Below are 24,631 nucleotides of genomic sequence, written 5' to 3' on the forward strand. Positions count from 1 at the left end.
TTCCCACATTCGCCGGGAGTGATACCATAGAACCACTGGCCACCATCCCTTTTCACCTCCAGACGACGAATACGCCTCAATGCCAAATACTGATCGATCAGGAAGGATCCTTCGGGTCGCGCTGCCCTCCCCCTTGCGCCGACTGTTCGATTACCTGGCTCCCGATGATTGGCCGCAAAACGCACTGGCCGAAGGGGTTCGAATCGCCGTACCTTTTGGCAATCGCACCCTGATTGGTGTGCTCATCGAGCAGCCGGAGCAGAGCGAACTGACGCCTGAACAACTCAAAACAGCGCTCGAGCTGATCGACCACAATCCCATACTGCCCGACTCTCTGCTCAAGCTGTGCCGCTGGTGCGCCGATTATTATCACCACAGCCTGGGCGATACACTCAGCAACGCCCTACCGGCACTGTTGCGGCAGGGTCACGCCACCAGCCTTGCTGAACCCCACTGGCGCTGCTCAAAAGCACTCGATGACCAGATCAGGCTCGCCCTGCGACGTGCTCCCAAGCAACTGCAAGCCTTTGAAAGGCTCTGCGAACACCCCAAAGGCGTCAGTCGCCCCCTGCTATCCAGCCTGGGAATCAGCAGCGCCACACTAAGGGCGCTGGAGCAAAAACAACTCGTGGTTTGTGAGCATCTCGACGAACCCATGCCCGGTAAAGGCTCTTTACTCCATGAAGCGCCCTATCCGCTTAATGAAGATCAGCGCCGCGCTGTCGAGCGGGTCGATTGCGATCTCGATAGATTTCATTGCCACTTGCTGCAAGGGGTCACCGGTAGCGGTAAAACGGAAGTGTATCTACACCTGATTGAACAGGTACTTCGACAAGACAAACAGGCCCTGGTACTGGTCCCCGAGATCGGCCTGACACCACAGACCCTGCAGCGCTTTCGGCAACGCTTCAACCGCCCCGTCGTCGCCATGCATTCCGGTCTCAACGATCGCGAACGCCTGAAAGCCTGGCTGGATGCCAGCAACGGACGGGCGGGTATCCTGATCGGTACCCGCAGCAGTCTATTCACGCCGTTACTTAATCCGGGCATCATCATCGTCGATGAAGAGCACGATGGCTCTTACAAGCAACAGGATGGTTTGCGTTATAACGCCCGCGATATGGCCATTTATCGCGCCAAGCTGGAACAGATACCCATCGTACTGGGGTCGGCAACACCGAGCCTGGAATCGCTGCACAATGCACTACAACAGCGCTACAGCCAACTTCTGCTGCCCAATCGCGCCGCCGCCACCTTACCGGATTTCCAACTTCTGGACCTTCGCAACCAGCCCCTGATAGCAGGCATGACCAGCGTCCTGCAACAACAGGTTGAGCAACATCTCCAGCAGGGCAATCAGGTATTGCTGTTCCTCAATCGCCGGGGCTACGCGCCCACCTTACTGTGCCACCAGTGCGGCTGGGTGGCCGATTGCCGACTTTGCGATTCGCGCATGACACTGCACCGCACCCCCCCTCACTTACATTGTCATCACTGCGACAGCCAGGCTCAGGTACCTTTCCAATGCCCGAAGTGCAACAGCCACGAGCTGAATCCAGTCGGGCGAGGCACAGAACGCAGTGAAGAGGAGCTGCAACTGCGCTTCCCCAGGGCCAGCATACTGCGCATTGATCGCGACAGTACTCGCCGCAAAGACGCCATGCACCAGTTATTGCAGCAGATCCATCGCGGCGAACCTGGTATTTTGCTGGGCACCCAGATGCTGGCTAAGGGTCATCATTTCCCGGCGGTCACTCTGGTGGCCATTCTCGATGTGGATAGCGGACTGTTCAGCACCGACTTTCGTGGTCTGGAGCGCATGGGGCAACTACTCTTGCAAGTTGCCGGACGGGCGGGACGAGCCGACAAGCAGGGGAGCGTCGCCATCCAGACCCACAACCCGGAACACCCGGCATTATTGCAGCTGATCCACCAGGGTTACGAAACCTTCGCCCGAAGCCTGCTTCGGGAACGCAGCCTGCTGAGGCTTCCTCCCTACACGTACCTGGCCTTGTTACGCAGCGAAGCCGCACAGATGCAGCCGGCACAGCAATTCCTGGCCGATATCCGCCAGCAAGCCAGCTCACCTGGAACGACCGAGGTCAGTTTATTGGGGCCCATCGCCGCCCCCATGGAGCGCAGGCAAGGCCGTTATCGCAGCCAGCTGCTGCTGCAAAGCTCTTCGCGACGTGCCTTGCATCGATTGCTACAACAACTGCTGCCTGCCATGGAAACTCACCCATTGAGCCGCAAAATCCGCTGGTCTATCGATGTCGATCCCCAGGAGATGCTCTAGTGAACAAAAGCCAAGGATGGCTTTTTTCGGGTCTGCTGATGGCCCTGCTGGTACTGGTTTATTGCCTCTTTATGGGCGGTTTGGTCAGTGATTTTTACCTGGACGACCTGTCCAACCTTACCGTCTTACAACATGTATCAGCTCCTGGCGGGTTTTGGTATGCCACGCTCCAGAACGCCTCCAGTGCTCTGGGCCGTCCCCTGGCCATGCTCAGCTTCGCCCTTCAGGCAGAACACTGGCCGGAAAATCCTGCTGCGTTCAAACAGATTAACCTGCTTATTCACCTGGCCAACAGCGCACTGGTCGCCCTTCTCAGCCTACATTTGTTTCGCCTCAAGGGCCTGAAACACGCTCACTGGCTGGCGCTAGCCGTAGCACTCTACTGGTCAATAGCTCCCTTACACCTCAGCAGCGTTCTCTATACCATCCAGCGCATGACGTTGCTGGCAACCTGCTTCTCCCTACTCGGAGTGCTCGCCTACTTTCGAGCACGGCGACAATTTGCCCAGTGCCGCTGGCGACGCGGCTACCTTGAACTAAGCCTGAGCTACGGTGCTTGCCTGTTACTCGGCGTACTGGCCAAGGAAAATGCCGTTTTATTGCCGCTATTAATACTGCTGATCGATAACACCCTGTACCATAACGACAAGCGCCCCCCTTACTGGAACGCCTATAAACGTCTGGCGTTCTGGTTGCCCCTGATCTTACTGGCAATCTATTTATTGTTTTTTTCCGCATCGATTAACTACGACTACCGCCCCTTTAGTCTGACCGAACGACTGCTGACACAGAGCCGTGTCCTGTTTCATTATCTGGCGCAATTCTTTTGGCCCATCGGCCCTGAGCTGAGTATCTATCATGACGATTTTGTCATCTCCAAAAGCTGGCTTATCCCGCTTAATACGCTGCCATCGGTATTAGGCTGGCTCACGCTTATCGGATTGGCCTGGGCTAATGTCAGACGCTGGCCAGCCTTCAGCTTTGTTGTGGGCTGGTACCTGCTCGCCCAACTGCTTGAATCCAGCATCATTCCTCTGGAGATCTATTTCGAACACCGCAGCTATTTGCCCCTGGTGGCCATTGCCTGGGGATCAGTTCTACTGATCAATCGACTGCTGCAAAAACACTTGAGATATCGCTGGCTTATCGCCATCACCTGCACGCTCTACCTGCTAGCCATTACCGCAGTGACATTGCAACAAGCCAGGCTTTGGAGTCAGCCTTTATCGATGGCGGCCGAAAAACTGGAACGGCATCCCGAATCAGAACGGGCTCGCCTGAGCGCCGCGCAACAATTGCTCAACCGGGGGGAGCACCAGGCCGCTGCCAAGCTGTTGATGCAAGAACAAGCGTTTCAACAATTGCCTGCAATACGACAAGGGCGATTGTTGTTACTCGGTTGCAGTGAGACGCTTGCTTTGCCAACACCAGAATACTGGCGCCAGGTCGATTATTCGCGCGATATCATCGACAGCTTGCAACGTCTGGTCAGCGTGATCAATAGCACCGAATGCCGTCACTGGAATCTGGAAGAAGCTACGGCGTTAGTGGAAAACCTGCAACAAAACCCGGCTTACACTGGCCAGGCCCGATTGCATTTATTAACAGCGCAGCTGGCACTGCATCAGGGCAATACAGTTCGAGCAAAAGATGAAGCCCAAGCGGCCACCGAGCGAGGAAGTATCGATGCCTTTTGGTTACTAATCGATATCGCACTGGCCGAGCGAGACGGCCATGGTGCGGCAATTCACCTGGAACAGGTCGAGCAGCGACTTGAAGGTCTCGGGTGGCGCGGGTGGCGTTACCAGAGGCTATTCGACCATTACCAATCAAGGGTTGATACAGCACTGGACGACTGATCATCCAGCACAGCATCAAGGCCAATTACATCTGCTCGACGGTATCGATACCCAGCAGACCCAGGCCCAGTTCCAACTCACGAGCCACCAGAGCACAGAGCTTGAGACGGCTCTGACGAACCTCTGCCTCGACCCCGTCCTTATTCACAGGACAGGCTTCGTAGAACGACATAAAGGCACCCGCCAGCTCATACAGATAGGTACACAGCAGATGCGGGCAACCTTCTCGGGCCACGTTATCAACCACCTCATTGAACTGCACCAGCTTGGTCGCCAAGGCTCGCTCGGCTGGCTCGCTGATCAGCAACGCGCCCTGCACCTGAGTCATCTCAGCTCCCGCCTTACGGAAGATTGAGCGAATACGGGTAACCGCGTACTGCAGGTAAGGTGCCGTATTACCCTCGAAGGAAAGCATGTTGTCCCAGTCAAAGACGTAATCGGTGGTACGGTTCTTGGACAGATCCGCGTATTTCACAGCCCCGATGGCAACCGCATTGGCCACTTCGGCGCGCTGTTCTTCGGTCATATCCGGATTCTTCTCGGCAATCAGCGCCGCTGCCCGAGTCAAGGCTTCATCCAGCAAGTCGGAGAGTTTCACGGTACCGCCACTGCGGGTTTTGAATGGCTTGCCATCCTTGCCCAGCATGACACCAAAGGCGTGGTGCTCCAGCGGAACCGATTCGGGCACATAACCTGCCTTGCGCACAATGGTCCAGGCGTGCTGCAAATGCTGGGCCTGACGAGCATCGATGTAATAGAGCACCCGATCCGCACCCAGGGTTTCATAACGGTATTTGGCGCAAGCAATATCGGTCGTGGTGTAAAGGAAGCCTCCATCACGTTTTTGGATGATAACCCCCATGGCGTCACCCTCCTTGCCTTTGAATTCGTCAAGGAACACAACCATGGCGCCATCGTCTTCGACCGCCAGTTTTTTCTCTTTCAGGTCAGCCACGATACCTGGCAGCATGTCGTTGTACATGCTCTCGCCCATGGTATCTTCCTGACTGATGTTCACATTCAGGCGATGGTAGGTGCGCTGGTTTTGCTCCATGGTGACATCCACCAATTTGCGCCACATGCCCAGACACCACTCGTCACCACCCTGCAACTTCACTACATAGTTACGCGCCCTGGCGGCAAAGTCGGGATTATTATCATAGTGAGTCTTGGACTCACGATAGAACTGCTCAAGGTCACCCAGCTCAGACTCCATAACCTCGGGATTCTCTTTCTGCAACTCTTCAAGGTGAGCAATCAGCATTCCGAACTGGGTGCCCCAGTCACCTATGTGGTTGGCCCGAATCACCTTGTGACCGAGAAACTCAAGCGTACGTGAGACAGCATCACCAATAACCGTGGAGCGCAGATGACCGACATGCATCTCCTTGGCCACATTGGGTGCCGACAAATCAACCACCACCGTTTGCGGTTGGCTCGCCGGAGTCACGCCCGCCCGATCGGTTGTGTATGCCTCTTCCAATTGCTTGGCGACCCATTCCGGGCGCAGGAAGATATTGATAAAACCGGGCCCGGCCACTTCCAGCTTGTCCACCACATCTGCCAACTCGACTTCCAGGCTCGTCAACACTTTCGTGGCAAGCTCTCGAGGATTGATGCCCTGACGCTTGGCCACTGGCATCACACCATTGGCCTGGTAATCTCCAAAATTTGCCCGTGCACTGGGCCGGACCATACCGGCACTCCCTTCTGGCGCACCGGCAGCCAATAGTGCGGCAGCAACCTTGGCATCAAGAAACTGGCGAATATTCATGTTATGTCCTTAAAGGTTAAGCAAATGATCAGGTACAAAAAAACCCGACCAGGAGTACTGATCGGGTTTTATACATACAGCGCCGACCGGCCTGGTGAAATCAGGGTAAGCGAAGACGTCGTCGTTCCATTGTCACCACGCAGACAGGACTCAGCTGGTTCTCGACACCAGAGTCGAGAAGCTGGTCGGCCATAACGGGGATGAGTAAGGATTTCATAAGGGCGGATACTAACCAAAAGACCGCACCATAACAATAGTATAAACCCCTACCCGTCAGCCGCTTGCGCTTGTGTTGGCCAGCTAACAATGGCGATAATGATGCCCCATATTCGCCTATCGAACGGACCCCTTACTGTTATTTATGAGCCGACAAAGTAAAACCCACAGCGGAGCCAGCCGCAAACCCGCCGCCAAACGCGCTCGCCCCAGTTCCAATGTTCCCGCCTGGGTGTGGATGTTTACCGGTATCGTAACGGGACTGTTTATTGCGTTTCTTATGAAGCTGGCGCCCAACGCCGTTGATGTCAGGGAGCTGACTGACACACCACAGGCTGAGTCCAGCGACGATGACGAACCCAGGGCGGTTTTTGATTTCTATACGCTGCTCCCCGAAAGCGAAGTGCTGGTGCCAGATTCCCCAGCGCCCTCAACCAATACCACCCGACCGACACAACCAAGCAAACCGGAAAAGCCCGGGGTATATCTGTTACAGGCCGGGTCGTTCCGCAATTCCGGTGATGCCGATCGCCTGCGCGCCCAGTTGACTCTGGAAGGGCTGGATGTAAAAACCCAAAAGGTCACTATTCGCGGCAACGAAACCTGGTACCGGGTACAGGTAGGCCCCTTTAACGACACCTCAAGCCTCAACCAGGCGCGCAACACGCTCGCAGCCCTGAACATCAACCCCTTGCCCCTCAAACTCAAATGACCATGGTCAGGCCATTATTGATCACCACTTGAAGTTTTTCGGCTACCCCCCATATTGAAGGGACACCCGCGACAGCAACCATAAACCAAGGCTGTCATCCTTGCGGCTCAATGAGCCCTGATAGCACGAGGAATCCATTTTGGAACAGTATCGAGGCACCACGATTCTATCGGTCCGCCGAAACGGCAAAGTCGTTATTGGCGGCGATGGTCAGGTATCCCTGGGCAATACCGTTATGAAAGGCAACGCCCGAAAGGTGCGCCGCCTGTACAACAACAAAGTCATCGCCGGTTTTGCCGGTGGTACCGCCGACGCCTTTACGCTGTTCGAGCGTTTCGAAGCCCAACTGGAGAAACACCAGGGGCAGTTGGTCCGTGCGGCCGTTGAGTTGGCCAAAGAGTGGCGAACCGACCGCGCCCTGCGCCGTCTCGAAGCCTTGCTGGCGGTTGCCGATGCCAAAGCGTCTCTTATCATTACCGGTAACGGCGATGTGATTGAGCCCGAAGAGAGTCTGATCGCGATTGGCTCTGGAGGGCCCTTCGCCCAGTCTGCCGCCCGAGCCTTGCTCCATAACACCGAGATGGAAGCCCGCGACATTGTCGAAAAAGGCCTGGAGATTGCTGCCGACATCTGCATCTACACCAATCACAACCGTACCATCGAAGTGCTCGATTGCGACTAACCTCTACCGGAACCCAACTATGTCCAATATGACTCCCCGCGAAATTGTCCACGAGCTCGACAAACACATCATCGGACAATCTGATGCCAAGCGCTCAGTCGCGATCGCCTTGCGGAATCGCTGGCGCCGAATGCAGCTGAGCAGCGATCAGCGTGCCGAAATCTCGCCCAAGAATATTCTGATGATTGGCCCTACCGGGGTGGGCAAAACCGAAATCGCCCGACGCCTGGCCAAACTGGCCAAGGCGCCCTTTATCAAGGTCGAAGCCACCAAGTTTACCGAGGTCGGTTATGTGGGCCGGGACGTGGAATCGATCATCCGCGATCTGGTCGACGCCGCCATCAAGATGATGCGCGAAGAGGAGATGCATAAGGTTCAGCATCGCGCCCTGGACGCCGCCGAAGAGCGCATCCTGGATGCCCTGCTACCTCCTGCCCGCAACTTTGAAGAAAGCGCCAAACCGGCGGATTCCTCCACCCGTCAACTGTTCCGCAAAAAACTGCGTGAGGGTGACCTTGACGATAAAGAGATAGAACTGGAGCTCAAGGAAGGCCCTGCCGGCGTTGAGATCATGGCTCCTCCCGGTATGGAGGAGATGACCAGTCAACTGCAGAACATGTTCTCCAACCTCAACCAGTCTCGCAGTAAAACCCGCAAACTGAAGGTGAAAGAAGCCTTGAAGCAGGTGCAGGTCGAAGAGGCTTCCAAACTGGTCAACGAAGAAGAACTCAAGGCCAAAGCCATTGAGGCCGTCGAGCAAAACGGCATCGTCTTTATCGACGAGATCGACAAGGTGGCCAAACGCTCCACCGGCGCCAGTGCCGATGTATCCCGTGAAGGGGTCCAGCGTGATCTGCTGCCACTCATTGAAGGCTGTACCGTTAGCACCAAGTTTGGCATGCTCAAAACCGACCACATCCTGTTTATCGCTTCCGGTGCATTCCACCTGGCCAAACCTTCCGACCTGATCCCCGAGCTCCAGGGTCGACTCCCCATTCGAGTTGAGCTAAACGCGCTTTCCACCGGCGATTTCGAACGCATCCTGACCGAGCCGGACTTCTCCCTGACCGAGCAATACCAGGCACTGATGGAGACCGAGGGGCTACCGCTCAGCTTTACCGAAAGTGGCATCAACCGCATCGCCGAAGTCGCCTGGCAGGTCAACGAAAGTACCGAAAATATTGGTGCGCGCCGCCTGCACACCGTCATGGAGCGTCTGTTGGAAGAGATCTCTTTTACCGCCGCAGACCTTGGCAGTACGGGTGAGCCGGTCAGCATCGATGCCGATTATGTGGATCAATCATTGGGCGAACTGGCCCAGGATGAGGATCTTAGCCGCTACATTCTCTAGCGAGTTAGCGTTACTATGCAGGGGGAGTCTGACTCCTCCTGCAGTCTCAATCGGCTAAGACGAGAGCACCTATGACCAACCCTGCCAACATTCCCGTCGATATCAAATTGCACCGTAAGTCTCGCATACTGGAACTGTCTTACGCCGACGGTGAGCACTATGAGCTCAGCTGCGAATTTTTGCGTGTGCACTCACCCTCCGCCGAGGTCCGAGGCCATGGCGAAGGCCAGGAAACCCTGCAAACCGGTAAGATAAAGGTCAACCTGAAGGAGCTGGTTCCCGTCGGCAATTACGCCCTCAAACTGGTGTTCGATGACGGCCACGATTCAGGTTTATACGACTGGAATTACCTTCGTAAACTGGGACAAAACCAGCAACAATACTGGCAACAGTACCTTGAGCGTCTGGAGCAGGCCGGAGCCACTCGTGATCCGGACTTGAGCGTGGTCAAAATAATGGGCTAAGGCTCCCTTCCACAGAAGACATCACCTCAGGACAACGCTAGAATAGCGGGTTCTTCTACCCTCAAGGTATGGAACCACAGCATGTCTGACAGCACGACCACTACTACCGACTTTGGCTACGAAACCGTGCCGACCCATGAAAAAGAACAACGGGTCGCCGAAGTATTTCATTCCGTAGCGCAGAAGTACGACATCATGAACGATTTCCTCTCCGGTGGTGTTCACCGTTTGTGGAAGCGCTTCACGATCGAGGTCAGTGGTGTCAGAGCGGGTAACAAGGTACTCGATATCGCCGGCGGTACCGGTGACCTGACCCTTAAATTTTCCAAACTGGTGGGCGAAAAAGGCCAGGTGGTTCTGGCTGACATCAACGAATCCATGCTCCGGGTCGGCCGCGACAGACTGATGGACCGAGGCGTCGCCGGCAATGTGGAGTACGTTCAGGCCAACGCCGAATGTCTGCCATTTCCCGATAACAGTTTCGATGTTGTCACCATCGCTTTTGGCCTGCGTAATGTCACCGATAAAGACGCTGCCCTGCGCTCCATGCTCCGAGTGCTCAAACCTGGTGGTCGTTTACTGGTGCTGGAGTTTTCCAAAACCACGCATCCACTGCTTAGCAAGATTTACGATACTTACTCATTTAGCCTGCTTCCCATTATCGGCAAGGTGGTGGTCGACGACGCCGACAGCTATCGCTATCTGGCCGAGTCCATCCGCATGCACCCCGACCAGGAGACCCTGGAAACGATGATGGGGGAGGCCGGTTTTGTTCGTACCAGCTACCACAATATGACCGGCGGTATCGTCGCTCTGCATCGCGGCATTAAGCCTTAGTAGGCGCTGGCATGATCGACCCAACGATCACTATGGCCGTGCTCGCCGGTATCGAGAACGTCCTGAACAGGCTGCTCCAGCGGGATCCACCGACCCTCGCGCGGTTAGCCCGGATGCAGGAACGATCGCTGTGTATTCGAATTACCGACCTCGGGTTCGAGTGTTTTGTTCGCCCACAGGCGGATGCTGTCCGGCTACTGGGCTACGATGAACAGGCCGCCGACGCGACCCTCAACGCCAGTAGCACCGCCTTGCTGAGTCTCCTGGTCAGCGACGATATAGCCCACGAGTTACATCGTAACGAATTCCGGATCGAAGGCGACGCGTCGCTGATCATAGAGCTACAGCAGATTGCCCGTCATTATGAACTCGATTTCGAGGGTCTGATGGCCAATGTTGTCGGAGACGTCGCTGCCCACAGCGTATCGCGCCAGCTGGAACAAGGCGCACGCTGGCTATCGTCCAGCAACGCCAGCTTACAAAACGCCGTTTCTGAATATTTGCAGGAAGAGCTGAATATGCTGCCCTCAGCCAACGAAGTTGAGTGTTTTATGGATGATTTGCAACAGACTCGGCTCGATCTTGACCGGCTTGAAGCCCGCATTGCCCAATTGCAACGGCGCTTCGCTTCCACCGACCATTCACAGGACTAAACGTGCAACAACTGCGACGCCTTTTTCGCATTCTCTGGGTTATCGGCCGTTACCGTCTCGATGACTTGCTGCAAGGCCTGGAGCTCCCCTGGTATCTGCGCCTGTTGCGTGCCCTTTCCCCCTGGCGGTTCAGCAATAGCCAGCGAAGTCGAGGTGAACGTTTACGCCTGGCATTGGAAGAGCTGGGACCCATCTTTGTAAAATTTGGCCAGCTGCTATCAACGCGCCGGGACCTCCTGCCCGATGATATCGCCGACGAACTGGTCAAGCTGCAAGACCAGGTGCCTCCCTTTTGCACCGCCGAAGCACAGCGCATTATCGAGCAGGAACTGGGGCAACCCGTCGACCAGCTGTTCGCCCGTTTTGACACCAAAGAGCTGGCCTCTGCATCGGTAGCCCAGGTGCACAGCGCGCAACTGCACAGCGGTGAAGAGGTCGTCGTCAAGGTGGTTCGACCCAACATCGAGCAGGTGATCCGCAAAGATATCAAGCTGCTCTACCTGATGGCGCAACTGATCAGCCGCCTGTCGGACGATGGCCGTCGGTTACGCCCGGTAGAAGTAGTGTCGGATTACGAACACACCATTATGGATGAGCTCGATATGCAGCTGGAGGCCGCCAATGCGTCGGCTTTACGGCGCAATTTCGAAAGCTCAAAACAGCTCTATGTTCCCGAAGTCCATTGGTCCTACTGCGCCCAGCGTGTGCTGACACTGGAACGCATTTACGGTGTTCCGATCGGCGACGTCGAACGCTTGAAAGAGCTGGGCATCGACATGAAAACCCTCGCCGAGTACGGCGTTGAAATTTTCTTCACCCAGGTGTTCCGCGATGCTTTTTTCCATGCCGACATGCACCCGGGCAATATCTTTGTTGATATCGCCGACCCAAAAAACCCGCGCTACATTGCCCTCGATTTCGGTATCGTGGGCTCACTCAATCCGGACGACCAGAGCTATCTGGCCCGTAACCTGCTGGCCTTTTTCAAGCAGGACTATCGTCGCGTCGCACAACTGCATATCGACTCGGGCTGGGTACCCGCCGAGACTCGGGTCAACGAACTGGAAGCTGCTATCCGTGGCGTCTGTGAACCTATTTTCGCCAAGCCCCTGTCTGAAATTTCCTTTGGCCAATTGCTGCTCAAACTGTTCCAGACGGCTCGCCGCTTTGACATGGAAGTTCAGCCACAACTGGTCCTGCTGGAAAAAACCCTGCTGAACATCGAAGGGCTGGGTCGCCAGCTGTACCCCGAACTCGATCTGTGGCAAACCGCTTACCCCTATCTCGAGCGATGGATGAAGCAGCGCATAGGCCCTCGGGGACTGCTGCGCGCCTTGCGCGAACAGGCTCCGGAATGGGCAGAACAAGCCCCCCACGTGCCACAACTGATCTTTAATTTATTGCAGGAGCAGAACAGAGCCATCCAGCATCCTCCGGCTCAACCGGTCCAAAAGCCGCGCTGGCCAGGTAAAGCTCTGGGAGCCGGGGCAATCATTGGGGCCCTGTTAAGCGCTTCTCCTCAGCTCCCCCAGCTGCTGTCTAACGGCTCGGGATGGCAAAGCATCGCCCTGCTAGCGATTGGATTCTACTTGATAGCGGTCAAATAGCCGCAAACCATAATGAGGTTACAATGGACAACTGGTTAGAACAGATCTCCTGGGATGATAAGGGCCTGGTACCCGCAATAGCTCAGGACCATGCCACCGGCGAGATCCTGATGATGGCCTGGATGAACGCAGAGTCATTGCAATTGACTATGCAGGAACAGCGCGCGGTGTACTGGTCCCGCTCACGCAACGCTCTGTGGCGAAAAGGAGAAAGTTCGGGGCACGTACAACAGATCAAAACCATTCGCCTCGATTGTGACGCCGATGTACTGGTGCTAGCGGTTGAACAAGTCGGCGATATTGCCTGTCATACCGGGCGCCGCAGCTGTTTTTACCGAGAGCTGGATACCGCTGAAGAGAACCCCGAATGGAAAACAGTTGCCCCCGTATTAAAAGACCCGCAAGATATCTATTAACAAGCTTCGGCCCAGGCCGATCAAACCATTAGAAACGACCCGTACCTGTCGTTATCAAGAGCTGTTTAACCCTATGAGCAATGACATACTCGCCGCCCTCCAGCAAGTGCTGGAAGAACGCAAACAAGCGGCACCCGACAACTCCTATGTTGCCAGTCTTCATGCCAAAGGGCTTAACAAGATTCTGGAAAAAGTCGGTGAGGAAGCTACCGAAACAATTCTGGCCGCCAAGGATGCTGAGCACAGCGGTCAGACCAAAGACCTGGTGTACGAAACCGCCGATCTGTGGTTTCATTCTCTGGTTATGCTGTCGCACCTGGGCCTTGGCGCAGAAGAGATCTTAAAAGAGCTGGAACGTCGTTTTGACCTATCCGGACTGGAAGAAAAAGCATCACGCACAGGGAAATAATCATGAGTGATTGTCTATTTTGCAAAATAAGCGCCGGGGATATTGCCGCCGACATCGTCTATCAGGATGATGATTGCGTAGCCTTTCGGGATATCAGTCCCAAGGCGCCGGTTCACTTGCTGGTTATCCCGCACAAGCACATAGAAAACCTCTACGACCTGCGTGAAGAAGATGCGGCACTGATGTCACGAATTTTACTGACGCTGCCCAAAATAGCCCGCCAGCAAGGTCTCGACCAGGGTTTTCGCACGGTAACCAACACGGGTACCGGCGGTGGACAAGAAGTGTTCCATCTGCATTTTCATCTTCTCGGGGGCGGTTCGCTGCACCCCATCTAAACATCAACAATAACAACCCTGTTACACACTAATTATTTGGGAGAAATATTATGGGATTTGGTGGAATCAGTATCTGGCAGCTGCTTATCATTTTGGTCATCGTGGTGATGCTGTTTGGTACCAAAAAGTTGCGCAACCTCGGCGGCGACCTTGGCGGAGCAATTAAAGGCTTCAAGAAAGCCATGAACACCGAAGAAGAAGCCAAGCAACTGGAAGAGCCCAAACCGGAAGACAACACCGCCCAGGCAACCCAGAGCGAGACGACCGCCGAAAAAGCGGAAGAAAAGAAAGCCTGAACAGGGTGATGCAACGTGTTTGATATTGGCTTTGCCGAACTGGTTATCATAAGTATCGTGGCCCTGCTGGTCTTGGGACCCGAGCGCCTGCCTACCGCTGTACGCACCATCGCACTGTGGATCGGGCGCCTCAAACGCGGATTCGCTTCGGTAAAAAGCGAAATAGAACGCGAGGTCGGCGCCGATGATATTCGTCGACAGCTGCACAACGAAACCGTTTTGAAGGACCTGGGTGAGACCGGTCGGGAGCTGACCGGAGATATTCAGAAGGTGCAGCAAGATATCAATCGCAGCCTGCAGCAAGAGCAACTGGACACAGATATCAAACCCTATCAGGCCAAGGCATCCAGCGACGAACCCGCCAGCGACGCTGCCAGCGACCAACCACCCGCCAAACCCGACGCCCAGAGCAATGCCTGAAACTCGTGTGATTTACGTATAGCCGGAATACCGAAAAACCATGACAGATAGCCATAGCGACCAACAAAGCGGCGCCGAACAACCGTTAATTTCCCACCTGGTTGAACTGCGCGATCGTATTTTACGTTCGGTATTAGTGGTGCTGGTGATTTTCCTCGGCCTGTTTTACTTCGCCAATGAGATCTACGCCTTCGTCTCGGAACCCTTGCGGAAGTTTCTTCCCGAGGGTTCGACCATGATCGCCACCGAGGTCGCGTCGCCCTTCTTAACGCCCTTCAAGCTCACCATAGTCCTCGCTATCTTTCTCGCCATTCCGTTTTTGCTGCACCAGATCTGGAGCTTTATCGCACCCGGCCTCTATCAACATGAGAAGCGCATTGCGATTCCCATGCTGTTTTCCAGCGTAGTGCTGTTCTATGCCGGTATCGCGTTCGCCTACTACGTGGTATTTCCCCTGGTGTTCGGCTTTTTCACCAGCGTCGGCCCCTCCGATGTCACCATCATGACCGACATCAACCGATACCTGGATTTTGTGCTCAAACTGTTCTTCGCCTTCGGCATCGCCTTCGAGATTCCCATCGCGACCGTGCTACTGATCTGGTCCGGGGCATCGACCGTGGAAAGCCTGGGACAAAAGCGTCCCTATGTCGTAGTGGGATGCTTCGTATTGGGTATGCTGCTAACGCCACCCGACGTTATCTCCCAGGCCTTGCTGGCGCTCCCCATGTGGGTACTGTTTGAAATCGGTATTCTGTTCGGGCGCATGATACCCAAGGAAGACGACGAAGAGCCGGAAGAAGAAGCGACCTCCTAAGCCTAACCAACGGCTATAACATCATGAACCTGATTCTGCTGTCCGCCGAGGAGCTGCACCAGGGCCGAGCTCTGCTGACGGGTCGCCGCCTGGACCATATTCGCAGCGTACACCGAGCCCAGGTTGGCGACTCACTTCGGGTTGGCCAAATCAATGGTTTGATGGGCGAAGGGGTACTTATCCACCTCGATAATCAGGTCGCCGAACTCGAAGTCTGCCTGAACCAGCCCCCCCCTAAACCCCTTCCCCTAACTTTGCTGCTGGCATTGCCGCGCCCGAAAATGCTCAAACGGGTACTGCAATCGGTAACCGCACTGGGCATCAAAAACATCATCCTGCTCAATAGCTACCGAGTCGAAAAGAGTTACTGGCAATCCCCCTGGTTGAACGACGACTCCATTCAACAACAACTATTACTGGGGCTGGAACAGGCCCGGGACACTCAACTACCGGAAGTAGTGCTGGAAAAACGTTTTAAACCCTTCGTGGAAGATCGCCTACCCAGACTGGCCGAAGGCAAACGCTGTCTGGTCGCCCACCCGGGATGCGCAGAAAGCGCACCTCACCAGATACAGGAATCCAGTCTGCTGGCCATCGGACCCGAGGGGGGCTTTATTCCCTACGAAGTGGAAAAGCTCGAGCAAACAGGATTCGAAGGGTTTCATATTGGCCCGCGCATCCAGCGTGTAGAAAACGCAATCCCATTGATCGTGGGTAAATTAATGGATGACCTTTAGTCGAGCCCCGCAAAGAACACAGCTCTCGCACCAAGCCCAGGCGAACTCAGGCTTGGCTAATTCATTTCCAGTAGAAACGTGACCGGGCCATCATTCAGCAGGCTAACCTTCATATCGGCTCCGAAACGACCACAGGCCACCTTCGGGTGTAACTGCCGCGCCCGCCCCAACATATAATCGTACAGCTCTTCACCCAATGCTGGAGAAGCCCCCCCGCTAAAGCCAGGCCGCAACCCTTTGCGAGTATCCGCCACCAGCGTAAATTGGGAGACCAGCAACAGGCCACCGCCGGTATCGGCCAGGCTGAGGTTCATACGGCCCTGCTCATCGCTAAATACGCGGTAGCGCAACAAGCGATCGAGCAAGCGATCGGCAATCTGGGGCGTATCGTCTTTTTCAACCCCAAGCAATACCAGCAACCCAGCGTCGATGGCACCAACAGACTCACCATCCACGACCACACTGGCGCTGGAGACTCTTTGCAACAGGGCTTTCATAGGGCCTGGGCACTAACCTTCATTAGGGCACAGCTCAGGACGCAGGCGCCTGGCCATCTCATCGGTAGCCCGAATCAATGCATCGGAGATACTCGGCTCCATCGACGAATGCCCGGCATCGCGAACGATGTGCAGATCGGCCTTGGGCCAGCGATTTTGCAGCTCAAAGGCGTTATCCAGAGGACTGATCATATCGTAGCGCCCATGGACCAGAATGGAGGGAATATCGGCGATCAGGTCCATGTTATCGAGAATCTGGTTTTCATCAATAAAACCACGATTAATAAAATAGTGGCATTGCATCCTCGCCATCGACTTGGCGCGATGGGGATCTGCGTAGGTATCGAGCAGGTTTTGGTTAGGGCGCAAGGAGGCGCAACGACCTTCCCATTGCGCCCAGGCTTTGGCAGCCCCCATACGGGCCAGGTCGTCAGCACCTTCCAGGCGTTGACTGTACGCCTTCAACAGATCATCACGCTCTTGTTCGGGAATATGGGAGCAGAAGTCTTCCCAGTAATCGGGAAAGACTCGGCTGGCGCCTTCCTGGAAAATCCAGCGAATATCCTTATCACGACACAGGAGTACGCCGCGCAGCACCATACCCAAGGTTCGCTCAGGATGACGCTGGGCATACAGCAGGCCCAGGGTTGCCCCCCAGGCACCGCCAAACAAAACCCACTTCTCGACCCCCAAAAACTCTCGCACCCGTTCGATATCCGCCACCATAGCCTCGGTATCGTTACCTTCCAGCTCGGCATGCGGCGTCGAACGGCCTGTGCCTCTCTGGTCAAACAGGATGATTCGATACACTTCGGGATCAAAATAGCGGCGACTGTGCTTATCACAGGCCATACCAGGCCCACCATGAACAAAGAGCACCGGAATGCCGTCCGGACTGCCACTTTCTTCAACATAAAGTTCGTGGGGCGGATCGACTTTCAGGGTAAAACGTTCACGGGGTTTAATGGCAGGATAAAGGGTATACATAATGCATCCTTAGCGGGTCACCGGGCTGCATTAACAGTACTCTGAAATGCCCCGCAGTGAAAGACTGCGGGGCATTATTGACACCCGGTTAAACCAGGCAAAAAGGCTAAGATCAGGCCTTGCTACGCGAAGCGCGCTTACGCTCGTTCTCTGTCAGCAGCTTCTTACGCAGACGAATGTGATTAGGCGTCACTTCGACCAGCTCATCGTCTTCGATAAACTCAAGCGCCTGCTCCAGAGTGTGGGTTACAGGAGGGCTCAACGTGAGGGCTTCGTCAGTACCTGAAGCACGTACGTTGGTCAGCTGCTTGCCCTTAATCGGGTTAACCGCCAGATCGTTGCTACGAGAATGCAGACCAATAATCTGACCTTCATAGACATCGACCGCGTGACCCAGGAACAAACGCCCACGGCTCTGCAGGTTAAACAGGGCGTAAGCCGCCGTCTTACCCTTCAACATGCTGACCAGCACACCATTCTGGCGAGAGGCCACTTCGCCGTCTTTTACTTCACCGTAATGGTCAAAAATACTGGTCATGATGCCAGAACCAGAGGTCAGGGTCAGGAACAGGCCACGGAAGCCAATCAAGCCACGCGCCGGAATGATAAATTCGAGCTTTACCCGTCCCTTGCCGTCAGGCTCCATATTGGTCATTTCGGCCTTACGCAGCCCCATCTCTTCCATGATCGAGCCCTGATGATCTTCTTCGACGTCGATCACAACGTGCTCGTAGGGCTCTTGAATAACGCCATCCACTTCTTTCTGGACCACTTCAGGGCGGGATACGCCCATCTCGAAGCCTTCACGGCGCATGGTTTCGATCAGAACGGACAGGTGCAGCTCACCACGACCGGAGACCTTGAACTTATCGGCTGTCTCACCCGCCGCAACGCGCAACGCCACGTTATGAATCAATTCACGCTCAAGACGTTCGCTGATATTACGTGAGGTGACAAACTTGCCGTCCTTGCCCGCAAACGGAGAATCATTAACCTGGAAGGTCATGCTCACGGTCGGCTCATCAACGGTCAACGCCGGCAGCGCCTCTGGATGGTCGGGATGGCAGATGGTGTCGGAAATATTGAGTTTATCGATACCGGTTATGCAGATGATGTCGCCGGCCTGGGCGTGCTCAGTATCGACACGCTCGAGCCCCATGTAGCCCATCACACCCAGTACTTTGGATTTACGGGTATTACCTTCGGTATCAACCACGACGACTTGCGTGCCCGGCTTAACCGTACCGCGGGTCAAACGGCCCACACCGATAACACCAACATAACTGTTATAGTCGAGGGCAGAAATCTGCATTTGCAAGGGACCGTCGAGGCTGACCTCTGGTGCCGGAACCTTTTCGCAGATCATTTCCAGCAGCGGCGTCATATCTTCGGCCAGATTCTCGGGATCGTCACCGGCCACACCGTTGAGTGCTGATGCATAGATAACCGGGAAGTCGAGTTGATCTTCGGTCGCGCCCAGACGATCGAACAGGTCAAACACCTCATCCATCACCCAATCAGGGCGCGCACCCGGGCGGTCAACCTTGTTGATGACAACAATCGGCTTGAGACCGCGCTCAAAGGCTTTCTGGGTCACGAAACGGGTTTGTGGCATGGGACCATCAACAGCGTCTACCAGCAACAGCACGGAATCGACCATCGACATAACACGCTCGACTTCACCACCGAAATCGGCGTGCCCGGGGGTGTCTACGATGTTGATATGGTAGTCATTCCACTCAATGGCCGTGTTCTTGGCCAGAATGGTAATGCCACGCTCTTTCTCCTGATCATTGGAGTCCATGATGCGCTCGACACCCTGGTCACGACGTTCAAGGGTTCCAGACTGCTGAAGTAGCTTATCTACCAGCGTGGTCTTGCCATGGTCAACATGAGCAATAATGGCAATATTACGTAGCTTCTCGATCACAATCCGGACCTCAACAAAAAATGAGCGCGAATTATACAGCAGAGCCGCTCAAATGCACGGCCTGCGTTTGCAAAGAGTACAATCAGGGCCGGTAAACCTTGACGTTGGCAAAGCCTTCATCGCGCAAATGCATGGCATGCAACTGGCTCATTACACCTTTTTCGCAATAGAGCAAGTACTCTCGTCCGGCATCCAGCTCGGCAAAACGGCTATGAAGCTCATAGAACGGCATATACAACACCTCGACATCAGTGAGCCGCAATGGCCTTAATTCCTGCTCAGTGGGATGACGAATATCGATCACCACCTCACCGGTATCAACCTGCTGGGCTTCGTCCGCTCGCTGCTGCTCACCCAATTCCCCGACGATATGGTTAATCGGCACCGCCTTGCGCTCGCGGACAGCCTTTTCCAGCACCGCCATATCGAAACGCTCCTCTTCACGCTCCACTCGGTGCTTACGCGCTCGAGTGGTCGGATTCACCGAAATCACGCCACAATATTCCGGCATGTGGCTGGCGAACTCTTCCGTGCCGATACGGCGGGAAATATCGATGATGTCCTGTTTATCCATAGCTATCAGCGGTCGCAACACCAACTGATCAGTAACCGAATCGATGACCGACAGATTAGGCAGCGTTTGACTGGAAACCTGGGCGATCGCCTCACCGGTCACCAGGGCTTCAATTTCCATCTCTTCGGCGATCTGGCTGGCGGCCCGCAGCATCATGCGCTTGAGCACCACCCCCATCTGGGAGTTATCGACCTCCGTCAGAATCTCTGCCACCACCGCCTCAAAAGGCACCGTAACAAACATAACTCGGTGGGACGCACCAAACTTGTTCCATAGATAGTAGGCGACTTCTTTGACGCCCACCTCATGGGCTTTACCGCCCAGATTGAAAAAGCAGAAATGGGTATTCACCCCTCGCTTGGTCATCAGGAAGCTGGAGACGGTGGAGTCAAAACCGCCGGAGATCAACGACAATACCGGATCCTGAGTGCCCAATGGAAAGCCGCCCAGGCCTTCATGGCGACGACGGACGATTGACAAGGTTTTCTGGCGAATTTCCAGGCGCACCACTACATCCGGGTCTTTTAGTTTGACCCCGGTGGCTTCGGTATGCTGATTCAACCCTCCACCCACATAGCGCTCTGCTTCATGGGAGGTGAACTCGTGATTACCGCTGCGACTGGCACGCACACAAAAGGTTTTCCCCTCGAGGCTGTCCCCAACTTCAGCCAGGGTAAGCTCGAACAGATCATGCAAGGTTTCAAATCGATGCTGGCTGACCTCGAGAATATGGGCAATACCCGGTGTATTGCCCAACCGTTCAACGACCTGCTGGCACAAAGCCGAATCATCGCTGGACGTGACGACTTCGACCCGATCCCAGACACCCTGAACGTCTACTCCAGAGTCAATCGTCTTCAGCAAGGTGCGGATGTTGCGACGCAGCTTCTTCACAAACTGGGTTCTCACCGGCTTACTCTTGATCGTGATCTCGGGGAACAGCTTTACAATAAATTTCATAGAATGGTTCGTCTAGGCGGGAAGAAAAGAGGCGGCACATTATACAAAAAGCGGGTAGACTCGGCACTGCTTCAGTGCGGAATCGCTCTTAATTTAGCAACTCCCCATACTGAAGCAGGTATCGACAATAAACGCACCATAATGGCGCACAAAAAAAGATATCAGCACCCACTTGGTGCAGAAAAAGACGAAGACAGAAGATCAAACGCATCAAAACTGACCTGATACCGCGCCAACCAGCGCTTGAAAAGGTCTGGCATACACTTTGCTTTGTGATGGGTCACGATTTTGGTATCTGCATCGTCACCAACCTGGCAACGGACAGATCAGCTGAATAGGTAGCCTTTAATGGCTGCCACATTTAATGCCCTTTGGAGGAAACGAGATGTCAGAGAACACTCTGAAACTGATTAAAGAAAATGATGTTAAGTGGGTCGACCTGCGTTTTACCGATAGCCGCGGTAAGGAGCAACACGTCTCCATTCCTGCTAGCGAAGTAAGCGACGAGTTCTTCGAAGACGGTCAGATGTTCGACGGCTCTTCAATTGCCGGCTGGAAAGGCATTAACGAATCCGACATGATCCTGATGCCGGACGATAACGCATCCGTTCTGGACCCTTTCACCGATGAAAGCACCCTGATCGTTCGCTGTGACATTGTTGAGCCTTCTACCATGCAAGGCTATGAGCGTGACCCACGCTCCGTCGCAACCCGCGCAGAAGAATACCTGAAGTCTACTGGCATTGGTGATGCGGCATTCTTCGGACCTGAGCCAGAATTCTTCGTCTTTGATGACATCAAGTGGAAGTTCGACATGCAAGGCGCCATGTACGAAATCAACTCCGAAGAAGCAGCCTGGGCTTCCAACGCCAAGTTTGAAGGCGGCAACACGGGTCACCGCCCTAGCGTTAAAGGCGGCTACTTCCCCGTACCTCCGGTTGATTCCATGCACGACTTGCGTGCTGCCATGTGCGGCGCTATGGACTCCATGGGTCTGGAAGTTGAAGTGCACCACCACGAAGTGGGTACTGCAGGCCAGAACGAAATCGGCGTTAAGTTCAACACCATGGTGAAGAAGGCCGACGAAGTCCAGATCCTCAAGTACTGCGTACATAACGTTGCCCACGCCTATGGTAAAACCGCCACCTTTATGCCCAAGCCTCTGGTCGGCGATAACGGTAGCGGCATGCACGTTCACATGTCCATCTCCAAGGACGGTGAAAACACCTTTGCGGGCGACGGCTATGCCGGTCTGTCTGACACCGCCCTGTACTACATCGGTGGTGTGATCAAGCACGCCAAAGCGATCAACGCTTTTGCCAACGCCTCTACTAACTCCTACAAGCGTCTGATCCCAGGCTTTGAAGCTCCTGTTATGCTGGCTTACTCTGCCCGTAACCGTTCTGCTTCGATCCGTATTCCTTACGTCAACAGCCCTAAAGGCCGTCGTATCGAAGTGCGCTTCCCTGATCCAACCGCCAACCCTTACCTCGCTTTCGCCGCGTTGCTGATGGCTGGCCTGGACGGTATCAAGAACAAGCTGCACCCTGGCGATGCTGCTGACAAGGATCTGTATGACCTGCCAGCGGAAGAAGCGGCCGAAATCCCAACAGTTGCGACCAGCTTCGAAGAAGCCCTGGACGCCCTGGATGCCGATCGCGAATTCCTCAAGGCCGGTGGTGTATTCACCGACGATATGATCGACGGCTACCTTGAGCTTAAGAAAGAAGAGTGCGTACGCGTAAGCCAGACCACTCACCCGGTTGAATTTGACCTGTACTACAGCGTCTAAAACCGGTTTAACAGCCTAATTGCTGTTTTGAGAGCCCCGCACTGCGGGGCTTTTTTGTTTTGCATTAGGATTGGCATATACTCAAGCGAGACAGCACTGGAGGCTCATATAGATGGTTACCCGACTCATCGTTCTACTCACTGCCAGCATTTTGGTCAGTACCCAGGCACAGAGTTCATCAATCTACCGAACGGTGGACGCCGATGGCAATGTCACCTTTACTGACAATCCACCCGAGGGACAGGATTCCGAAGCCGTAAAGCTCAAGCCGATGACCACCGTCTCTCCTCCGGCGGTAAAGCCACTCAATGTCGATTCCGAGGAAGAGGAATCAACACCTTTTAGTTACGAGGCTCTGCAAATCCTGTCCCCCGAGCCAGGAGAAACGATTCGCGGCGCCGGTAGCTTTGATGTTATCGCCGCCACAACCCCGGAAATGCGCGAAAGCGACAGTGTCCGATTACTGATCGACGGCCAACCCTTTGACAAGCGGCAGAAAAGCCTTCGTTTTTCCCTTACCAACGTCGATCGGGGCGCTCACACCCTGGAAGTCCAGGTTGTAGATCGTAAAGGTAAAGCCCTTATCAGCAGTCGAGTTGAAGTCTTTGTTCACCGTGCCAGCGTCAACAATAGCGGCGGTGGATCTGGTGGCGGTAGTGGTGGTGGATCTGGCGGTGGAAGCGGTGGTGGATCCGGCGGCGGCTCCACTTAACACCCGAAACTCGACCCGAGACAAGGCAGCCTCAAAGCCGATCGCACCATTATGGTGCGATCGGCTTTTTTAATCCCTATAATAACCAAGCCCGTCAGTTGAACTGCCACATCTTTGCCCCTGTAATACCTAAGGTTTTCACTACTACGGCACATAACAGGGCGCGTGTTTCATTTTGGCTCACCTTTTGCAGTTAGGCTGACAGATCCGTTCCTCGCTCCTGGAGAATCATGCCCGGCTTCCATCAACAGCTTCTTGAAAACCTTTCCACAGCCATCGTCGTGCTGGATGACCATCTGTGCATCTCTTTTATGAATCCGGCCGCCGAGGCAATGATGGAGGCCAGCGATAACCGGCTACATGGCCAGCCTCTATCAGACCTGTTTGTCGAAAACCCTTCTGCCACGGATGCCCTCTTACAGGCGACACGCGATGCCAACCCTTACACCAAGTGGGAAGCCACCCTCTACCTCCACACCGGTGCGCAACTGGAAGTAGACTATGTGGTGACTCCAGTGCAGGCCCCACCCTCTTCCCTGATCGTCGAGTTTCAGCCGCGCGATCGCCTTAAACGAATTAGCCGAGAAGAGGAGATGCTCTCGAAACAGGAAACCACCCGCACCCTGGTGCGTGGTCTGGCCCATGAGATTAAAAATCCGCTGGGCGGCATTCGCGGTGCCGCGCAGCTGTTGTCCAGAGAGTTGCCCAGCCCTGACCAGAAAGACTTCACCAACATCATCATCGAAGAAGCCGACCGCCTGAGCAATTTGGTCGACAAGATGCTGGGGCCCGTCAGGCCACCTGATATTCAGGACCTGAACATTCACGAAGTACTGGAACGTGTTTGCCAGTTACTCGATGCCGAAACTCAGGGTAGCGTCACCATTGAGCGTGATTATGATCCCAGCATTCCTGACATTGGCGCCGATCGAGAACAGTTGATGCAGGTGCTACTCAACATTGCCCGTAATGCCATGCAAGCCATGTTGGCAGCGGATAATAACGGCGAAACCACTAACCGGCTTGTCCTGCGTACACGCACGCAGCGACAGGTTACCATCGGTAGTCAACGCCATCGCCTGGTGGCCCGACTGGATCTGATCGACAATGGCCCCGGTGTGCCGGAACAGATCAAAGACCAGATTTTTTATCCGATGATCAGCGGCCGGGCCGATGGTACCGGCCTCGGGCTCAGCATTGCCCATTCAATTATTACTCGACACCATGGCTTGCTCGAATGCCAATCCGAGCCAGGCAATACCAGCTTTACCATCTATCTTCCCATTTCCTGCTAATCC

General features: G+C 54.8%; 24 protein-coding genes. 19 read left to right on the top strand and 5 right to left on the bottom strand.

Annotated elements, in window-relative coordinates:
• Positions 1-79 precede the first annotated feature (79 nt).
• Together MIB40_RS04805 and MIB40_RS04810 are read left to right on the top strand one after the other, a co-directional pair.
• A complete protein-coding gene (locus MIB40_RS04805; RefSeq protein WP_249691449.1) occupies positions 80-2,296 on the top strand; it encodes a primosomal protein N' in 2,217 nt (738 codons plus the stop codon).
• Positions 2,296-4,155: a hypothetical protein gene (locus MIB40_RS04810; RefSeq protein WP_249691451.1), complete on the top strand. Its 1,860-nt coding sequence runs from the start codon at positions 2,296-2,298 to the stop codon at positions 4,153-4,155. The genes MIB40_RS04805 and MIB40_RS04810 overlap by 1 nt, the downstream gene beginning before the upstream one ends.
• A gap of 25 nt (positions 4,156-4,180) precedes the next feature.
• Here MIB40_RS04810 and argS read toward each other — a convergent pair whose 3' ends face one another.
• Complete coding sequence (gene argS, locus MIB40_RS04815) at positions 4,181-5,929, bottom strand: arginine--tRNA ligase (RefSeq protein ID WP_249691452.1); 1,749 nt, start codon at positions 5,927-5,929, stop codon at positions 4,181-4,183.
• 361 nt (positions 5,930-6,290) lie between these two features.
• On the opposite strand from argS, the gene MIB40_RS04820 reads away from it, so the two are divergent.
• The 14 genes from MIB40_RS04820 to MIB40_RS04885 all read left to right on the top strand — a co-directional run bounded on the left by MIB40_RS04820 (position 6,291) and on the right by MIB40_RS04885 (position 15,881).
• Positions 6,291-6,857, top strand: a complete 567-nt coding sequence (locus tag MIB40_RS04820; RefSeq protein ID WP_249691454.1) for an SPOR domain-containing protein — start codon at positions 6,291-6,293, stop codon at positions 6,855-6,857.
• 139 nt (positions 6,858-6,996) lie between these two features.
• Positions 6,997-7,539 carry an ATP-dependent protease subunit HslV gene (gene hslV, locus MIB40_RS04825; RefSeq protein WP_249691456.1) on the top strand — a complete coding sequence of 181 codons (543 nt, stop codon included), beginning with the start codon at positions 6,997-6,999 and terminating at the stop codon, positions 7,537-7,539.
• A gap of 19 nt (positions 7,540-7,558) precedes the next feature.
• Positions 7,559-8,890 carry an ATP-dependent protease ATPase subunit HslU gene (hslU, locus tag MIB40_RS04830; RefSeq protein ID WP_249691458.1) on the top strand — a complete coding sequence of 444 codons (1,332 nt, stop codon included), beginning with the start codon at positions 7,559-7,561 and terminating at the stop codon, positions 8,888-8,890.
• A gap of 71 nt (positions 8,891-8,961) precedes the next feature.
• On the top strand, positions 8,962-9,354 hold the full coding sequence (locus tag MIB40_RS04835) for a gamma-butyrobetaine hydroxylase-like domain-containing protein (RefSeq protein ID WP_249691460.1): 393 nt from the start codon (positions 8,962-8,964) through the stop codon (positions 9,352-9,354).
• Positions 9,355-9,435: 81 nt separating this feature from the next.
• A complete protein-coding gene (gene ubiE, locus MIB40_RS04840) occupies positions 9,436-10,191 on the top strand; it encodes a bifunctional demethylmenaquinone methyltransferase/2-methoxy-6-polyprenyl-1,4-benzoquinol methylase UbiE (RefSeq protein WP_249691462.1) in 756 nt (251 codons plus the stop codon).
• A gap of 11 nt (positions 10,192-10,202) precedes the next feature.
• On the top strand, positions 10,203-10,844 hold the full coding sequence (locus MIB40_RS04845) for a ubiquinone biosynthesis accessory factor UbiJ (RefSeq protein WP_249691464.1): 642 nt from the start codon (positions 10,203-10,205) through the stop codon (positions 10,842-10,844).
• Between the two features lie 2 nt (positions 10,845-10,846).
• On the top strand, positions 10,847-12,451 hold the full coding sequence (gene ubiB / locus MIB40_RS04850; protein ID WP_249691465.1) for a ubiquinone biosynthesis regulatory protein kinase UbiB: 1,605 nt from the start codon (positions 10,847-10,849) through the stop codon (positions 12,449-12,451).
• A gap of 23 nt (positions 12,452-12,474) precedes the next feature.
• On the top strand, positions 12,475-12,867 hold the full coding sequence (hisI, locus tag MIB40_RS04855; RefSeq protein ID WP_249691467.1) for a phosphoribosyl-AMP cyclohydrolase: 393 nt from the start codon (positions 12,475-12,477) through the stop codon (positions 12,865-12,867).
• A 73-nt stretch (positions 12,868-12,940) separates the two neighbouring features.
• Positions 12,941-13,276, top strand: a complete 336-nt coding sequence (locus tag MIB40_RS04860) for a phosphoribosyl-ATP diphosphatase (protein WP_249691469.1) — start codon at positions 12,941-12,943, stop codon at positions 13,274-13,276.
• Positions 13,277-13,278: 2 nt separating this feature from the next.
• Entirely contained in the window at positions 13,279-13,614 is a 336-nt protein-coding gene (locus MIB40_RS04865; RefSeq protein ID WP_249691471.1) for a histidine triad nucleotide-binding protein, read from the top strand.
• A gap of 50 nt (positions 13,615-13,664) precedes the next feature.
• Positions 13,665-13,910, top strand: coding sequence for a Sec-independent protein translocase subunit TatA (tatA, locus tag MIB40_RS04870; RefSeq protein WP_249691479.1), 246 nt, complete (start codon positions 13,665-13,667; stop codon positions 13,908-13,910).
• Positions 13,911-13,925: 15 nt separating this feature from the next.
• The gene (tatB, locus tag MIB40_RS04875) at positions 13,926-14,330 is read left to right on the top strand and encodes a Sec-independent protein translocase protein TatB (protein WP_249691481.1); all 405 of its coding nucleotides are present in this window, start codon (positions 13,926-13,928) and stop codon (positions 14,328-14,330) included.
• Between the two features lie 40 nt (positions 14,331-14,370).
• Positions 14,371-15,144, top strand: a complete 774-nt coding sequence (gene tatC / locus MIB40_RS04880) for a twin-arginine translocase subunit TatC (RefSeq protein WP_249691483.1) — start codon at positions 14,371-14,373, stop codon at positions 15,142-15,144.
• Between the two features lie 23 nt (positions 15,145-15,167).
• Positions 15,168-15,881 carry a 16S rRNA (uracil(1498)-N(3))-methyltransferase gene (locus MIB40_RS04885; protein ID WP_249691485.1) on the top strand — a complete coding sequence of 238 codons (714 nt, stop codon included), beginning with the start codon at positions 15,168-15,170 and terminating at the stop codon, positions 15,879-15,881.
• A 56-nt stretch (positions 15,882-15,937) separates the two neighbouring features.
• Here the strand turns inward: MIB40_RS04885 and dtd are convergent, their stop codons facing one another.
• From dtd to thiI, 4 genes are all read right to left on the bottom strand, one after another.
• Complete coding sequence (gene dtd, locus MIB40_RS04890) at positions 15,938-16,378, bottom strand: D-aminoacyl-tRNA deacylase (RefSeq protein WP_249691487.1); 441 nt, start codon at positions 16,376-16,378, stop codon at positions 15,938-15,940.
• Between the two features lie 12 nt (positions 16,379-16,390).
• The gene (gene pip / locus MIB40_RS04895) at positions 16,391-17,365 is read right to left on the bottom strand and encodes a prolyl aminopeptidase (RefSeq protein WP_249691490.1); all 975 of its coding nucleotides are present in this window, start codon (positions 17,363-17,365) and stop codon (positions 16,391-16,393) included.
• 112 nt (positions 17,366-17,477) lie between these two features.
• Positions 17,478-19,295: a translational GTPase TypA gene (gene typA, locus MIB40_RS04900; RefSeq protein WP_249691498.1), complete on the bottom strand. Its 1,818-nt coding sequence runs from the start codon at positions 19,293-19,295 to the stop codon at positions 17,478-17,480.
• A gap of 82 nt (positions 19,296-19,377) precedes the next feature.
• Positions 19,378-20,829, bottom strand: a complete 1,452-nt coding sequence (thiI, locus tag MIB40_RS04905) for a tRNA uracil 4-sulfurtransferase ThiI (RefSeq protein WP_249691505.1) — start codon at positions 20,827-20,829, stop codon at positions 19,378-19,380.
• A gap of 385 nt (positions 20,830-21,214) precedes the next feature.
• On the opposite strand from thiI, the gene glnA reads away from it, so the two are divergent.
• The 3 genes from glnA (at position 21,215) to glnL (ending at position 24,628) form a co-directional block, all read left to right on the top strand.
• Entirely contained in the window at positions 21,215-22,621 is a 1,407-nt protein-coding gene (gene glnA / locus MIB40_RS04910) for a glutamate--ammonia ligase (RefSeq protein WP_249691507.1), read from the top strand.
• Between the two features lie 112 nt (positions 22,622-22,733).
• Complete coding sequence (locus tag MIB40_RS04915; RefSeq protein ID WP_249691509.1) at positions 22,734-23,333, top strand: DUF4124 domain-containing protein; 600 nt, start codon at positions 22,734-22,736, stop codon at positions 23,331-23,333.
• A 230-nt stretch (positions 23,334-23,563) separates the two neighbouring features.
• On the top strand, positions 23,564-24,628 hold the full coding sequence (glnL, locus tag MIB40_RS04920; protein ID WP_249691511.1) for a nitrogen regulation protein NR(II): 1,065 nt from the start codon (positions 23,564-23,566) through the stop codon (positions 24,626-24,628).
• Positions 24,629-24,631: the final 3 nt, after the last annotated feature.

The sequence above is a fragment of the Aestuariirhabdus haliotis genome, assembly GCF_023509475.1.
Classification (GTDB): Bacteria; Pseudomonadota; Gammaproteobacteria; order Pseudomonadales; family Aestuariirhabdaceae; genus Aestuariirhabdus; species Aestuariirhabdus haliotis.